The following is a 14,647-nucleotide window of genomic DNA, read 5'->3' on the forward strand; positions in this document are numbered from 1 at the left end:
GACACGCTCAGGGGGTGTCCCGAGGGGCGGCGCGGTAGTCGTGCGAGGGGACGTGGGGGAGCTCGGGGGTGAGGTCGGGGCGCCAGGTGCGCAGTACGGCGGCCGAGGGCGGGTAGAGGGCCGGGGGGATCTCGGCCGGGGCGAACCAGGCCCAGCGGACGATCTTGTGCGGCTCGGTGACGGCGGGGGTGCCCTCGGCGGCACGGGTGACGGCGGTGGCCGTCAGCCGGGTCAGGCCGGCCCGGTCGTCGATCTGGACGCCCAGCACTTCGATGTCCCGCGGCTCCGCCCGCAGTGCCGTTTCCTCCGCGAGTTCCCGGGCCGCGGCCTGCTCGAAGCCCTCCCCGGGGTCGACCTTGCCGCCGGGCAGCTCCCAGCGGCCGTCGTGGGCCTGGCCGAGCAGGACCCGGCCGTCCGCGCCGACCACGACGAGGCCGACGCCGACCACCGCGTGCGGCTGCGGGACGGCGCGTTCGGGGCGTTCGGTGCTCATGGGCGTCCTTCCGGGGAGGAGGTGGTGGGGCGGGCGCGGACGTGGATGCGCTCGCCCTGGGGGCCGAACAGACTGAGGAACTCGGCGGGCTGCGGGCCCGCGTTGAAGAAGGCGTGCGGTGTGCGCGTGTCGAACTCGGCGGCCTCGCCCGCGGTGAGGACGAGGTCGTGCTCGCCCAGCAGCAGCCGCACCCGGCCCGAGAGCACGTACAGCCACTCGTAGCCCTCGTGGACCTTCGGCTCGGGCAGCGGCAGCGCGGGGTCGCGGGGCGGCAGGATCTGCTTGAACGCGTGCACCCCGCCGAAGTCCCTGGAGAGCGGTACGTAGGTGCAGCCGTGCCGGACGAAGGGGCGCGGGCGGATCCGGGGATCCCCAGTCTCCGGCGCGCCGACGAGGTCGTCCAGCGCCACCCGGTGCGCCTTGGCCAGCGGGAGCAGCAGCTCCAGCGTGGGCCGGCGCTGCCCCGACTCCAGCCGGGAAAGCGTGGACAGCGAGATGCCGGTGGCCTCGCTGAGCTCGGCCAGGGTCGTGCCACGCCGGCGGCGCAGCGCGCGCAGTCGCGGGCCGACGGCGGTGATGACGTCGGCGAGGTCCGCGCCCGGCCCTTGATCGGCGGGCGGCTCGTGGGCGTGCGTGGCCATGACTCCATTTGCCGGTTCGGCAAGCTCATTTGTCAAGCGGCCCCGGCCGGGCGCAGTCTCGGCCGTATGGAAAACCTGAGCGCGCGGCGGTTCGACGTGGTGGTCGTGGGCGGCGGGACCGCCGGCCTGGCGGGGGCGCTGACCCTGGCCCGGGCCAGGCGCTCGGTCCTCGTGCTGGACGCGGGCAGCCCGCGCAACGCCCCCGCCGCCCTGCTGCACGGCTACCTCGGGCACGACGGCGAGAGCCCCGCCGGGCTCCTGGAGCGGGGGCGGGCCGAGGTGGCCGGTTACGGCGCCGAGCTCCGGACCGGGCCGGCCGGGACCGCGATCGCCGCCGACCGGGAGCCCGACGGGGGATTCCTGGTCCGCTGCGGGGACGGCTCGGTGGTCCGGGCGCGGCGGCTGCTGGTCGCCACCGGTCTGGCGGACGAGCTCCCGCCGGTGCCGGGGCTGCGGGCGCGCTGGGGACGGGACGTGCTGCACTGCCCGTACTGCCACGGCTGGGAGGTGCGGGACCTGCCCCTGGCGGTGCTCGCCGTGGCGCAGACCGGGCGGCTCTCCGTGCACCAGGCGCTGCTGTGGCGGCAGTGGAGCGACCGGGTCACGCTGCTGGCCCACACCTGGCGGCCGGGCGCGCCCGAGCTGGAGCTGCTCGCCGCGCGGGGCGTCGCGGTGGTCGAGGGCGAGGTGACGGGGCTGGCCGTCGACGGGGACGACCGGCTGAGCGGGGTGGTCCTGGGGGCCGGGGCAGGCGTGGAGCCCTGCCGGGCCCTGGTGGTCGCGCCGCGCTTCACCGCCCGCGCCGGGGTGCTGACCGGCCTCGGTCTGCCCCTCACCACCGTCGAGCGGGACGGGGCGGTGCTCGGCACGTGCGTGGCCTGCGATCCGCAGACCGGGGCGACGGCGCTGCCGGGGGTGTGGGTCGCCGGGAACGTCACCTCCCCGGTGGAGCAGCTGGCGGGCGCCGCCGCGCAGGGTGTGCGGGCCGCGGTGGCGTTGAACGCCGACCTGGTCGAGGCGGAGACCGGCAGGGCGTTGCGGGCGTACCGGGGGGACTCCGGCTGAGCGCAGCCCCCGGCGCATGGCTCCGACCGTTCGGAAAGCGGTGGCCCGCTGGCTGGCCGACCGGCCGCACTACGCGCCGAACGCGGTGGGTCCGGACCGGGGGGAGTGGGAGAAGCTGACGTCGGGCTGAGGGAGGTTGGCGCCGGACCGAGGGGAACGGCAGGGAACCCGGACGGGTCAGGCCCCGGGCGTACCGAGCACTTCGGCCAAGTCGTAGCGGACGACCTCCTCCAGCTGGGCGTAGGTACAGCTCTCCGGAGTGCGGTCGGGGCGCCAGCGGCGGAACTGCGCGGTGTGGCGGAAGCGGTCGCCCTCCATGTGGTCGTAGGCCACCTCGCAGACCCGCTCGGGGCGCAGCGGAACCCAGGACAGGTCCTTCTTGCCCGTCCAGCGGCTCTGCGCGCCGGGCAGCCGGGCGCTTTCGTGGGCCGCCTCCTCGGCCCAGGCGGCCCAGGGGTGGCCGGCGGGGTCGGGCATCCGCAGCGGTTCGAGCTCGGTCACGAGCTCGGCGCGGCGCTTCATGGGGAAGGCGGCGCAGACGCCGACGTGCTGGAGGGTGCCGTGGGCGTCGTGGAGGCCCAGGAGCAGCGATCCGATGATCGGACCGCTCTTGTGGAAACGGAAACCTGCGAGGACGACGTCGGCCGTACGCTCGTGCTTGATCTTGAACATCAGACGGGCATCGGGCCGGTAGGGGAGATCGAGGGGCTTGGCTATCACCCCGTCCAGTCCGGCGCCTTCGAACCGCTCGAACCAGTCGTGTGCGAGCGCGGAATCGGTGGTGGCGGGCGCGATGTGGACGGGGGGCCGAGCGGTGGAGAGGGCGCGGGTCAGGGCGCTGCGGCGGGCGGCGAGCGGGGTGTCGAGGAGCGAGTCGTCGCCGAGGGCGAGCAGGTCGAAGGCGACGAAGCTGGCCGGGGTCGTCTCGGCGAGCATCTTCACCCGGGAGGCGGCCGGGTGGATGCGTTCGGTGAGGCGGTCGAAGTCGAGCCGGCGGTCGTGGACGATCACGATCTCGCCGTCCACGACGCAGCGGTCGGGCAGATTCTCCTGGAAGGCCGTCACGAGTTCGGGGAAGTACCTGTTGAGCGGCTTGCCGGTGCGGCTGCCGATCTCGATCTCGGCGCCGTCGCGGTGGACGATGGCGCGGAAGCCGTCCCACTTGGCCTCGTACTGCATGCCCGGCGGGATGACCGGGACGGACTTGGCGAGCATCGGTTTCACGGGCGGCATCACCGGCAGGTCCATGCCTTCGATTCTGCGGCGGTCCGGCGGGAGCCGCGCGGTGTGCGCGCCCGGCCGGAGCCGTCCGGTGTGCGGGCCGGCCGGGGGCCGCCTACCGTGGCGGACATGGGTGCTGCGCGTGATGCGATCGAGCTGGACGCGGGCGGGCGGACGGTCCGGCTGTCCAGCCCGGACAAGGTGTACTTCCCGGAACGCGGCCTCACCAAGCGGGACGTCGCCGAGTACTACCTGGCGGTCGCCCCCGGCATCACCCGGGCCCTGCGCGACCGTCCGACGACGCTGGAGCGGTACCCGGAGGGGGTGGAGGGGGAGTCCTTCTTCCAGAAGCGGGCCCCGAAGAACCTGCCCGACTGGATCCCGACCGCCCACATCGCCTTCCCCAGCGGGCGGACGGCCGACGAGATCTGCCCGACCGAGCCGGCCGCCGTCCTGTGGGCCGCCAACCTGGGCTGCCTCACCTTCCACCCCTGGCCGGTGCGCCGGGAGGACACCGACCGGCCCGACGAGCTGCGGATCGACCTGGACCCGCAGCCGGGCACCGACTACCACCATGCGGTCGCGGCCGCCCACGAACTGCGGGCGCTGCTGGACGAGGTGGGGCTGCGCGGCTGGCCGAAGACCTCGGGCGGCCGCGGACTGCACGTGTTCGTGCCGATCGCTCCGCGGTGGACGTTCACGGAGGTCCGGCGGTGCGCGATCGCCCTGGGCCGGGAGCTGGAGCGGCGGATGCCGGGCAAGGTCACGACGGCCTGGTGGAAGGAGGAGCGCGGCGAGCGGATCTTCGTGGACTACAACCAGACGGCGCGGGACCGGACCATCGCCTCCGCGTACTCCGTCCGGCCCCGCCCGCACGCCCCGGTGTCGGCGCCGCTGCGCTGGGACGAGGTGGACGACGCGGAGCCGCGGGACTTCGACATCGTGACGATGCCGGCGCGCTTCGCGGAACTCGGAGACCTGCACGCCGACATGGACGAGCACGCTTTCACCCTGGACACCGTCCTGGACCTGGCGGCCCGCCAGGAACACGACCACGGCCTCGGCGACATGCCGTACCCCCCGGACTACCCGAAGATGCCGGGCGAACCCAAACGCGTCCAGCCCAGCCGGGCCAGGCCCGCGGACGACTGAACATCCCTTCTCGGGCGAGGCGTGGGGTTGCGTAGGGTACGACGGTGACGCGCTCAGACCGGTACCCCGTCCTCTTCCTCGACATCGACGGCCCGCTCATCCCGTTCGGCGGCCCGTTCGGCGGCGCGGGATACCCGACCTACCCCGTACTCGGCGGGAGCGGCGGCAATCCCCTGCTGGACCGGCTCGATCCCGCTCTCGGACCGCGGCTGGCGGCGCTGCCGTGCGAGCTGGTGTGGGCGACGACGTGGATGGCGGACGCCAACCCGCTCGTAGGACGGCGGATCGGGCTGCCGGAACTCCCGGTTCTCGACCTGCCGGACCCTGGCGGTCCCGAGCAGCCCGGCCGGCTGCACTGGAAGACCCGGTCGCTCGTCGCCCGGGCGGCCGGGCGGCCCTTCGTGTGGGTCGATGACGAGATCACGCCCGACGACCGCGCCTGGGTGGCCGGGCATCATCCCGGGCGGGCGCTTCTGCACCGCGTCGATCCGGGCACCGGCCTGACCGACGGCGACTTCGCCGTCCTCGAGGGCTGGCTGCGCCGCCTGGGCTAGCGACGCGGGGCGGCCGTTGTCAGTGCGGGGTGACATGCTCGGAGGAGGCAGCAGTCGCCGCGCAGGGAAGGGGTACGGTCATGCTCAGCACGGACTACAGGGACGGGTCCCCGAACTGGCTGGACCTCGGGACTCCCGACACCGGTGGCGCCGCCGAGTTCTACCGGGGCCTGTTCGGGTGGGACTACGAGCCGGGCGGCCCGGAGGTCGGCGGGTACGGGATGTTCCGGCTCGACGGGAAGACCGTGGCGGGCGGGATGACCGTCACGCCCGAGCAGGGGCCCTCCGCGTGGACGGTGTACTTCCGGACTCCCGACCTGGACGCGACGACGGCGGCCGTGCGGAAGGCGGGCGGAGCGGTCACGCTCCAGCCGATGGACGTGCTGGACCTCGGCCGCACGGCGATGTTCACCGACCCGGCGGGCGTCGCGTTCGCCGCCTGGCAGCCGGGCCGCCACCAAGGGCTGGACGAGGTGACGGCCGTCGGCACCCTGTGCTGGGCAGAGCTGTACACGGGCGATACCGGTGCGGCCGCCGACTTCTACCGGGCGGTCTTCGGCTGGGAGATCACCGAGATGCCCTTCGAAGGCGGCACCTACACCATGGTCAAGCCGTCCGGCGCGCCGGACGGGGAGGCCTTCGGCGGCCTGGTCCCGATCGGGGCGGACCCGGTGGAGGACACCGAACGCCCCTACTGGACCCCGTACTTCGAGGTCGCCGACTGCGACGCGACCGCGGCCCGGGTGGAGGAGTCGGGCGGCAAGGTCCGTCTCACCCCCGTCTCCATGGAAGGCGTCGGCCGCTTCGCGAAAGCCGCGGACCCCTTCGGCGCGCGGTTCGCGGTCATCACCAGCGCCCCCGCCCCCGGGGCGTAGGGCGCGGGCCGGCCGGCCCGGCGTCCTGGACACCGTGTTGATGAGGCGTTGATCGGACGTCCATCGGCGGCGGTGAGGATCTCCGACATGTCGATGAACACGAGCGAGCGCCCCACGAACACCGCCGCACCCGCCTGGTACGACCTCGCCCTGTGCGCGCAGACCGGCCCCGCCTTCTTCTTCCCGGAGCCCGGCTCCTCACTGCGCGACGCGAAGCGGCTGTGCGGGGCGTGCGAGGGCCGGGCGGCCTGCCTGGAGTACGCCCTGGCCAACGACGAGCGCTTCGGCGTCTGGGGCGGCCTCTCGGAGTCCGAGCGGCTCGCCCTGCGCCCGCGCGCCTGACCCACCGGCCAGGGGGTGAGGGACAGGGCGTAAGAGACACAGGCACGCGGCGGAGCCCCGGCCGGGCGCGCGGCCCTGCCGGGGCTGACGGGCGTCAGGTCAGCGGGTCAGCGGGTCACCAGGTCAGGCCGTGCGCGCCGCGATGCGTGCCGCGCGGGCGGCCAGCCGCTCGTCGAACTTGCGGGCCTCGGAGTCCAGGCCGCCCATGTACAGGCCGAGCTCCTCCTGGGCCTTCTGCCCCTCCGGGCCCAGACCGTCGATCTCCATGATCTTCAGGAACCGGATCACGGGGCTGAGCACGTCGTCGTGGTGGATCCGCAGGTTGTAGACCCCGCCGATCGCGATCTGCGCGGCCATCCGCTCGAAGCCCGGCATGCCGTGCCCGGGCATCCGGAAGTTGACCACGACGTCCCGCACGGCCTGCATCGTGAGGTCGGGGGCCAGCTCGAAGGCGGCGCCCAGCAGGTTGCGGTAGAAGATCATGTGCAGGTTCTCGTCCTGCGCGATGCGGGCCAGCATCCGGTCGCACACCGGGTCACCGGACTGGTGGCCGGTGTTGCGGTGCGAGATCCGGGTCGCCAGCTCCTGGAAGGCCACGTACGCCACCGAGTGCAGCATCGAGTGCCGGTTGTCGGACTCGAAGCCCTCCGACATGTGCTGCATCCGGAACGCTTCCAGCTTGTCCGGGTCCACGGCGCGCGAGGCCAGCAGGTAGTCGCGCATCACGATGCCGTGGCGGCCCTCCTCGGCGGTCCAGCGGTGCACCCAGGTGCCCCACGCGCCGTTGCGCCCGAAGAGCGTCGCGATCTCGTGGTGGTAGCTGGGCAGGTTGTCCTCGGTCAGCAGGTTGACGACGAGGGCGATCTTGCCGATGTCGGTGACCTTTGACTGCTCCGGGTCCCACGCCTCGCCGTCCTCGAAGAAGCCCGGGAAGTTCCGGCCGTCGCTCCACGGGACGTACTCGTGGGGCATCCAGTCCTTGGTGACCTTCAGATGGCGGTTGAGTTCCTTTTCGACCACCTCTTCCAGCGCGAACAGCAACTTGGCGTCGGTCCACGCCTCCGAGCTGCCGAGGTGGGGGGAGGTGATCGTCACGGGTACTCCAGGGGGAACAAGCGAATTACCTACGGTTCCGTAGCCTACGGAGTCGTAGGTTAAGCACGGCATCAAGGACCAGCCAAGCCCCACCCCTACCTATGGGTGGTTACGTCCGGTTATCTCCGCAGTTTGAGGGCGTGCGGGAGCGCGGGCGAAGGGGCAAATCGGAAGCGAAATCACGCCCGTAGGTGGTTCGCCGCTCCCGACTTGACGCCCGGGCCGGGCGGCGTACCGCCCGGCCCGGGCGTCAGGGCCGGATGGTCAGCCGTTCCAGAGCGACTCGCGGACCTCCTCGGCCGTCGTCGGGCACAGGCCCGCTTCCGCATCCAGCAGCAGCCAGCGCGTGATGCCCAGCGACTCCAGGAACGGCACGTCGTGGCTCGCCACCAGCAACGTCCCCTCGTACGCCTCCAGGGCGCCGGTCAGCTGCCGCACGCTCGCCAGGTCCAGGTTGTTCGTCGGTTCGTCCAGCATCAGCAGCTGCGGCGCCGGCTCCGCCAGCAGCAGCGCCGCCAGCGCGGCCCGGAACCGCTCGCCGCCCGACAGGGTGCCGGCCGGCCGGTCCGCCCGGGCGCCCCGGAACAGGAAGTGCGCGAGCCGTGCCCGGATCAGGTTGTTCGTGGCGTGCGGCGCGAACCGGGCCACGTTCTCCACGACCGAGCGGCCGTCGTCCAGTACGTCCGCGTCCAGCCGCTGCGGCAGGAACCGCATCGGCACGTGCGCCGTCACCTCGCCCGAGACCGGGGCGAGCAGGCCGGCGACCGTCCGCAGCAGGGTCGTCTTGCCCGAGCCGTTGCGGCCCACCAGCGCGATCCGCTCCGGCCCGCGAAGTTCCCACTCGCCGGTGATCACGGGCCCGTGGGCCGGGCGCAGGCCGGCCAGGGTCAGGACCCGCCGCCCCGGCGGCACCGAGGTCGCGGGCAGCTCGATGCGGATCTCGTCGTCGTCGCGCACCGCCTCCACCGCCTGGTCGAGCCGCTCCCGGGCATCCGCCAGTCTCTCGGTGTGCATGATGCGGTGCTTGCCGGCCGACTCCTGGGCGGCGCGCTTGCGGGCACCCATCACGATCTTCGGCTCGCGCTTGGAGTCCCACATCTTCTGGCCGTAGCGCCTGCGCCGGGCCAGTTTCATCTGTGCGTCGGCCAGTTCGCGCTTCTGCCGCTGTACGTCGGCCTCCGCGACCCGGACCATGCGCCCGGCCGCCTCCTGCTCGGCGGCGAGCGCCTCCTCGTAGTCGGTGAAGTTCCCGCCGTACCAGCGGACTTCACCGTCGCGCAGGTCGGCGATCTGGTCGACCCGCTCCAGCAGTTCGCGGTCGTGGCTGACCACGACCAGTACGCCGGACCAGGAGTCGACGGCCGCGTAGAGCCGGCGCCGGGCCCGCAGGTCCAGGTTGTTGGTCGGTTCGTCCAGCAGCAGGACGTCGGGGCGGGCGAGCAGCAGGGCCGCCAGCCGCAGCAGCACGCACTCGCCGCCCGACAGCTCACCGACCGTGCGGTCCAGACCGATCCGGGCGAGGCCGAGTGCGTCGAGCGTGGCCAGCGCCCGTTCCTCCACGTCCCAGTCGTCGCCCACCGCGGCGAAGTTCGCCTCGGTGGTCTCGCCCGCCTCGATGGCGTGCAGGGCGGCGCGGGTGCCGTGGATGCCGAGCGCCTCGTCCACGCGCAGAGCGGTGTCGAGGATGAGGTTCTGCGGGAGGTAGCCGACCGTTCCGGCGACGGAGATCTGTCCGGCGGACGGGGTCAGTTCACCCGCGATCAGCTTCAACAGGGTCGACTTGCCGGAGCCGTTGAGGCCGATCAGGCCCGTTCGGCCGGGCCCGACGGTCAGTTGGAAGCCGTCGAGGACGGAGGTTCCGTCGGGCCAGTCGAAGGAGAGCGCGGAGCAGGTGACGAAGGTGGGGGCAAGACTCATGGAGGCCTCCAGGTTGCGTGAAGTGGTGCGGGCAACGTGGGGAGACAGCCGACGGGTGGTGAGAGCTGAGTGTGGTCGGTGTCTCGGACCTCAGAAGAGCAATGTCCTGCTCCGTTTCGACGGCGATGGGGCGTCTACGAAGCTACGGGCGGCCGGAGCCGCCTCGCAACGGATTTAACCGCAAGGGGGCGAAGGGCTGAGGGTGAAGGGGCGAGGGGGTGAAGGGGCGAGGGGGTGAAGGGGCGAGGGGTGAGGTGCGAAGCGGTGCGGGCTCAGCGCGGGCCGCGCATCAGCTCGGCCAGGCCGTGGTCGAGATCGAGGTAGAGGTGCTCCAGCCCCGGGGGCGCGACCGTGGCGGCCCGCTCCAGGAACCGGTGCAGGTCGGGGGTCCCCATGAGCACGATCGCCACGCCCTCCGGCGCGTGGAACTCGATGCTGGTCCGCTCGTCGTCGTACGGGCGTACGCGCACGTCACCCGAGCCGGCGGGACGGCGCAGCCCCGCCTCCAGCAGCTCGCGCGCGAACGTCCAGGAGACCTCGACGCCCTCCAGCGTCGCCGGGCCGGGGAACGCCATCCGGACGGCGAAGGGGTCCGAACGGTCGTAGCAGAGGGTGACGGGCACGGTCTCGACCTTCGGCGCGGTGGCGACCAGTCGGGCTTGCACGGCCTGCTCGATGACAGTGATCAAGGCTCGCTCCCTTGCGGCGGTTCTCCTGCCGGGCTTGGGGTGGAGCCCGGCAACCGGATAGACGCCCGAAAGCGCAAATCCGTGCAGGCGCATTCGAGTGAGCTGTGTCACCGATTGGCTTGATCGACACCGTCTGATCGCACAGAGTGACCGGATGGGCTCGGCGCACCTAGGCGATCAGTCGCTGCCGCAGGCCCCGGAGTGGTCGCAGTACGGCTGATTACCGCTCACTCCACAGGCGCAAAGCATGGCCCTGGTCTCCCGGCGGACAGTGCCGTCCGGCCTGGTCACGCTGAGTTCGCCGCGCAGCACCAACTGGCCCACGGGTGACCGTACGATGCTCGTCGGCCGGTCCGGCGCCTCCGCCGGTCCGTCCTGGAGCCGGTACTGGAGCGCCCCCGAGGGGCAGCGGCGGACCACCTCCGCCACCCGCCCCGGGTCGGCCCCGTCGGGCTGCACCCAGGGCCGCCGGCCGGAGTCGAAGACCTCGGGCAGCCCGCCGACGCACTCGGCGGCGTGCAGGCACCGGGCGCTCTCGTACGTGACGGTGATGTGCTTGCCCGCGTAGGGCTTCGGGTCCTGCGCCGCGTGCTGTGGATGCTGGTCCTCAGGAGGCATGGCGTCAGCCTAGGAACCGGGGCGCCCCGACGCACCCTGGACGGGAAATCCGGCGTGCGTTAGCTTCCCGCGCCATGAGACTTCTGGGAGTTGGCATGTGCGTGGCGGCGCTGGCGGTCACGGCGCTGGCCGCGCCCGCCCAGGCGGACCCGGGCGGCCCCGGTGCCGGCGCGCGTGATCCTCGCGGTGCGGGCTGGGCGCTCAAGGCCACCGGGAAGGACGCGGTCCGCTTCCGCGGCCTCGCGGCGGTCAGCCGCTCCGCGGCCTGGGTGGCCGGCTCCAAGGGAACGGTGCTGCGCACCTCGGACGGCGGCCGCAGCTGGCGTGACGTCTCGCCGCCGGGAGCGGTGGCGGAGGGGCTGGAGCTGCGCGACATCGAGGCCTTCGACGAGCGGCGGGCGGTCGCGCTGTCCATCGGCGAGGGCGAGGCCTCCCGGGTCCTGCGCACCGAGGACGGCGGGGCGACCTGGACCGAAAGCTTCCGCAACACCGACCCGCGGGCCTTCTACGACTGCCTGACCTTCTTCGACGCCCGTCACGGCCTGGCGCTGAGCGACCCGGTGGACGGCAGGTTCCGGCTGCTCGCGACGGAGGACGGCGGTCGGAGCTGGCAGCTGCTCCCGGCCGACGGGATGCCGCAGGCGCTGCCGGGCGAGGCGGGTTTCGCGGCGAGCGGGCAGTGCCTGGTCGCGGCCGGGCCGCGGGACGTCCTGATCGCCACCGGAGGCGGCGCCGTCGCCCGTGTGCTGCGCTCCGGGGACCGCGGCCGTACCTGGAGCTCCGCCCCGGCGCCCGTCCCGGCTGGGGATCCGGCCCGGGGCGTCTTCGCGCTCGCGTTCCGCGACCGTACGACGGGCCTCGCGGTCGGCGGTGACTACCGCACCGGTCAGGCTTCGCCCCGGGCGGCGGCCGTGTCCTCGGACGGCGGCCGCACCTGGCGGCCCGCGGACACGCCTCCGGCCGCCTACCGGTCCGGCGCGGCCTGGTACCCGCACTCCCGGCAGGCCGCGCTGGCCGTGGGCCCCACGGGCACGGACCTGACGCTCGACGGCGGCCGCACCTGGCGCCCGCTGGACGCGGGCTCGTACGACACCGTCGACTGCGCACCCGACGGCGGCTGCTGGGCGGCGGGGGAGCGGGGACGGGTGGGCAGGCTGGAGCGGCGCTGAGCCCGCCGCCCGGACCGACTGGCGTCGGCTCAGGTATACGCGGTCAAGCCGCCCGCCGGGCGCGGTGCCCCTGCGACGCGCGAAGGCCGAAGCGGCCTGCCGGCCAGCGCCGTTGGCCGGGGCGGTGGTGCCGACCCGGGCCGTACGCATGCTGACCGACCGGGCCGTCGAGGAGCGCGGCGTGCCCCGCGTCGAGCGGTGGGTCCCCGCGCGGAACGAGCCCCGGCCTCGCGCTCGCCCGGCGGCTGAGGCCGACCCGGGACGGAGCGCCGCGCGGGAGCCACTCGTACCGGGGCGAGCACCACGACGAGGAGATCCGGCCGACACCGGCCCGCGGCGGCGTGCCCGCCGTGCCCGCGCCCGCAGGCCGGGCGGCGGTGCCGGACGCCTGGCGGACCCCGGTCCACCGGACGGCCCGTACCCGGCCGCGCTGAGGCGGGGGCGCGGTCCGGCTGCCGGTCCGGCTCACCGCGACGGCAGCTACCGGCCGCGAGCTTCGCGCCGCTCAGGCCGGCGGGAGGTTCTCCCGGAGCGGCGCGAGGTCGGACGACGTCTTCGTGGCGACGAATTCGGTGATGCGGTAGGCGCAGACACCGGCCACGGTGAACGGGTCCTCGGCCGCGATCTCCTCGGCCTCCGTGCGGGAGACACCGGCGGCCAGGATGACCCCGCCGTCACGCGGCACCTTGCGCCCCGAGGCGAGGAAGACGCCGGACGCGTAGTAACGGTCCAGCCACGCCACGTGCGCGTCCATCTGCTCGTCGACGGCTTCGACGGGGGCGGTGTAGGTGAGCTCCATTACGAACATGATCGCCAGGCTACCCTCGCACCTCATGACCACTGCGAAGACCCCCGCCGACGAGGCCGAAGCCCGGGCCGTACAGGACGAACTGCGCCGGAGCGTGGTGCTGGACGAGCCGGGACCGCCGCCCGGCTCGGGGCTCGTCGCCGGGGTGGACGTCGCGTACGACGACGACCGGGACCTGGTCGCCGCCGCGGCCGTGGTCCTCGACGCGGCCACCCTGGAGGTGGTCGAGGAGCGCACCGCAGTCGGCCGCGTCAGCTTCCCCTACATCCCGGGGCTGCTCGCCTTCCGGGAGCTGCCCACCGTGCTGGCCGCGCTCGACGCCCTGAGCGTCACCCCCGGCCTCGTCGTCTGCGACGGCTACGGGCTCGCGCACCCCCGCGGCTTCGGTCTCGCCTGCCACCTCGGGGTGGTGACCGGCCTGCCGAGCATCGGCGTCGCGAAGAACCCGTTCACCTTCGCCTACGAGGAACCCGGCGCCCGGCGCGGCGACGCGGCCGCGCTCCTCGCCGCGGACGGCGGCGTCGTCGGGCGGGCGCTGCGCACCCAGGACGGGATCAAGCCGGTCTACGTCTCCGTCGGCCACCGCGTCTCGCTCGACAACGCCTGTGCCCACACCCTCGCCCTGAGCCCCCGTTACCGGCTCCCGGAGACCACCCGGCGCGCCGACTCGCTGTGCCGGCGCGCCCTGCGCGAGGCGGCGGAAGCCGGCTAGACGGTGCCAGGCGGGCCGGCCCCGGCCCTGATCCGTCAGACGCTCCCTAGGCCCCCGTCTCGGCCGCCACGCGGAAGCGGAGGCCGGCTTTCTGGAGCCGGTCCAGCAGGGCGTCGCCCATGGCCACCGCCGTGGTGACCTGCCCGGAGGTGTCCGGGAGGGCGTCGTACGCCAGGCACAGGGCCGACTCCGCCAGCATCTTCGCCGTCTCGCCGTAGCCGGGGTCGCCGCCCGAGACCTCCGTGAAGACCCGCCGGCCGCCGCCCGTCCCCACGAAGCGGACGGTGAACCAGCTGCGCGCCCGCCGCTGCGCGTCCGGGCCCCGGCCCGGCTCCCAGCGGCCCATCAACCACCGCCGGGCGGCGGGCACCTGGGCCAGCAGGGCCGTCGCGCCGACCGCCACCGTGGCGCCCACCGCGAACGGGAGGTGCTCCAGCGCCGCGTAGTGCCGGTAGCGGAAGTCCGGGCCGTACCGCTTCAGGGCGGCCGCCGAGCGGGCCACGACCCGCGGGTCCAGCGTCGGCAGCGGCAGCGCCCAGCTGCCGGTCTCGCGGCTGAACCGCGGTGCGCCCCCGGAGCCCCGGACCCGCCGTCCCGGCAGCCGCGGCGCGTACAGCCGGCGCTCGCGGGCGGCCGCCAGGGTCTGGGGGCCCCGGCTCATCGCGGTGAGTCCGGAGGCCAGGGTTCCGCCGGAGAGCAGGGCGTTGGAGCGCATGAAGCCGTCGACCCGCAGCGGCACCCCGGCCGGCAGCCGGTTCACCGTGAAGTACGCCCCGAGGTCGGCCGGGACGCAGTCGAAGCCGCACGCGTGCACCAGCCGCGCGCCGGTCTCCCGGGCCCGCGCGTCATGGGCGACGTACATCCGGTCCACGAACTCCGGTTCGCCCGTGAGATCCACGTAGTCGGTGCCCGCCCCGGCGCACGCCGCGACCAGTTCCGCCCCGTACCAGATGTACGGCCCCACCGTCGTGGCCAGGACCCGCGTGGAGGCGGCCAGTTCCCGTACGGCCCGCGCGTCGGAGGCGTCCGTCCGGATCAGCGGCAGGGTCGCGCAGGCCGGATGCAGAGCCGCCAGCCGCTCGCGCAGCCGCTCCAGCTTGCCCGGGTCGCGCCCGGCGAGGGCCCAGCGGCAGCCGGCCGGGGCGTTCGCGGCGAGGTACTCGGCGGTCAGGGTGCCCACGAATCCGGTCGCGCCGAAGAGCACGAGGTCGTAGGCGCGTTGCCGTTCTCCGCGGCGGACCCGCTCGTTCATGACGCTCCTCCCAGCTGGTGTCGGTGGCTGAGGCTAGCGTGAGT

16 protein-coding genes are annotated in these 14,647 nt (G+C 74.0%); 7 read left to right on the forward strand and 9 right to left on the reverse strand.

The genetic code is table 11. From position 1 onward, the window contains the following. Window positions 1-7: 7 nt before the first annotated feature. Together ACZ4M3_RS01060 and ACZ4M3_RS01065 are read right to left on the reverse strand one after the other, a co-directional pair. A complete protein-coding gene (locus tag ACZ4M3_RS01060) occupies window positions 8-493 on the reverse strand; it encodes a nucleotide triphosphate diphosphatase NUDT15 (RefSeq protein WP_467728973.1) in 486 nt (161 codons plus the stop codon). Beyond that, window positions 490-1,134: a helix-turn-helix domain-containing protein gene (locus ACZ4M3_RS01065; protein WP_467728975.1), complete on the reverse strand. Its 645-nt coding sequence runs from the start codon at window positions 1,132-1,134 to the stop codon at window positions 490-492. The genes ACZ4M3_RS01060 and ACZ4M3_RS01065 overlap by 4 nt, the downstream gene beginning before the upstream one ends. Before the next feature lie 66 nt (window positions 1,135-1,200). Here ACZ4M3_RS01065 and ACZ4M3_RS01070 point away from each other — a divergent pair, with 66 nt between their 5' ends. Continuing rightward, window positions 1,201-2,199, forward strand: a complete 999-nt coding sequence (locus tag ACZ4M3_RS01070; RefSeq protein WP_467728976.1) for an NAD(P)/FAD-dependent oxidoreductase — start codon at window positions 1,201-1,203, stop codon at window positions 2,197-2,199. Between the two features lie 177 nt (window positions 2,200-2,376). On the opposite strand, the gene ACZ4M3_RS01075 is transcribed toward ACZ4M3_RS01070, so the two are convergent. Continuing rightward, complete coding sequence (locus ACZ4M3_RS01075; protein ID WP_467728977.1) at window positions 2,377-3,447, reverse strand: ATP-dependent DNA ligase; 1,071 nt, start codon at window positions 3,445-3,447, stop codon at window positions 2,377-2,379. A gap of 102 nt (window positions 3,448-3,549) precedes the next feature. On the opposite strand from ACZ4M3_RS01075, the gene ligD reads away from it, so the two are divergent. The 4 genes from ligD to ACZ4M3_RS01095 all read left to right on the forward strand — a co-directional run bounded on the left by ligD (window position 3,550) and on the right by ACZ4M3_RS01095 (window position 6,343). Beyond that, complete coding sequence (ligD, locus tag ACZ4M3_RS01080; protein WP_467728979.1) at window positions 3,550-4,572, forward strand: non-homologous end-joining DNA ligase; 1,023 nt, start codon at window positions 3,550-3,552, stop codon at window positions 4,570-4,572. A 44-nt stretch (window positions 4,573-4,616) separates the two neighbouring features. Then, window positions 4,617-5,126 (forward strand): HAD domain-containing protein, encoded by a 510-nt coding sequence (locus tag ACZ4M3_RS01085; RefSeq protein ID WP_467728981.1) that lies wholly within the window; start codon window positions 4,617-4,619, stop codon window positions 5,124-5,126. An 80-nt stretch (window positions 5,127-5,206) separates the two neighbouring features. Continuing rightward, window positions 5,207-6,001 (forward strand): VOC family protein, encoded by a 795-nt coding sequence (locus ACZ4M3_RS01090; protein ID WP_467728982.1) that lies wholly within the window; start codon window positions 5,207-5,209, stop codon window positions 5,999-6,001. An 87-nt stretch (window positions 6,002-6,088) separates the two neighbouring features. Then, window positions 6,089-6,343 (forward strand): WhiB family transcriptional regulator, encoded by a 255-nt coding sequence (locus ACZ4M3_RS01095; RefSeq protein WP_467728984.1) that lies wholly within the window; start codon window positions 6,089-6,091, stop codon window positions 6,341-6,343. Between the two features lie 123 nt (window positions 6,344-6,466). On the opposite strand, the gene ACZ4M3_RS01100 is transcribed toward ACZ4M3_RS01095, so the two are convergent. The 4 genes from ACZ4M3_RS01100 to ACZ4M3_RS01115 form a co-directional block, all read right to left on the reverse strand. Further along, a complete protein-coding gene (locus ACZ4M3_RS01100) occupies window positions 6,467-7,438 on the reverse strand; it encodes an acyl-ACP desaturase (protein ID WP_467728986.1) in 972 nt (323 codons plus the stop codon). 264 nt (window positions 7,439-7,702) lie between these two features. After that, a complete protein-coding gene (locus tag ACZ4M3_RS01105) occupies window positions 7,703-9,355 on the reverse strand; it encodes an ABC-F family ATP-binding cassette domain-containing protein (RefSeq protein WP_467728988.1) in 1,653 nt (550 codons plus the stop codon). A 272-nt stretch (window positions 9,356-9,627) separates the two neighbouring features. After that, complete coding sequence (ssgD, locus tag ACZ4M3_RS01110) at window positions 9,628-10,044, reverse strand: spore wall synthesis regulator SsgD (RefSeq protein WP_467728990.1); 417 nt, start codon at window positions 10,042-10,044, stop codon at window positions 9,628-9,630. Window positions 10,045-10,221: 177 nt separating this feature from the next. Next, on the reverse strand, window positions 10,222-10,662 hold the full coding sequence (locus ACZ4M3_RS01115) for a (4Fe-4S)-binding protein (RefSeq protein WP_467728992.1): 441 nt from the start codon (window positions 10,660-10,662) through the stop codon (window positions 10,222-10,224). Between the two features lie 74 nt (window positions 10,663-10,736). Here ACZ4M3_RS01115 and ACZ4M3_RS01120 point away from each other — a divergent pair, with 74 nt between their 5' ends. Further along, a complete protein-coding gene (locus ACZ4M3_RS01120; RefSeq protein ID WP_467728994.1) occupies window positions 10,737-11,831 on the forward strand; it encodes a WD40/YVTN/BNR-like repeat-containing protein in 1,095 nt (364 codons plus the stop codon). 505 nt (window positions 11,832-12,336) lie between these two features. Here ACZ4M3_RS01120 and ACZ4M3_RS01125 read toward each other — a convergent pair. After that, window positions 12,337-12,639, reverse strand: a complete 303-nt coding sequence (locus tag ACZ4M3_RS01125; RefSeq protein ID WP_467728995.1) for a YciI family protein — start codon at window positions 12,637-12,639, stop codon at window positions 12,337-12,339. 25 nt (window positions 12,640-12,664) lie between these two features. Between ACZ4M3_RS01125 and ACZ4M3_RS01130 the strand changes: the two genes are divergently transcribed. Next, window positions 12,665-13,351 carry an endonuclease V gene (locus ACZ4M3_RS01130; protein WP_467728996.1) on the forward strand — a complete coding sequence of 229 codons (687 nt, stop codon included), beginning with the start codon at window positions 12,665-12,667 and terminating at the stop codon, window positions 13,349-13,351. Window positions 13,352-13,397: 46 nt separating this feature from the next. Here ACZ4M3_RS01130 and ACZ4M3_RS01135 read toward each other — a convergent pair whose 3' ends face one another. After that, window positions 13,398-14,603, reverse strand: coding sequence for a saccharopine dehydrogenase family protein (locus ACZ4M3_RS01135; protein ID WP_467728998.1), 1,206 nt, complete (start codon window positions 14,601-14,603; stop codon window positions 13,398-13,400). Window positions 14,604-14,647 lie beyond the last annotated feature (44 nt).

Source organism: Streptomyces sp. NPDC026522, from assembly GCF_055567555.1.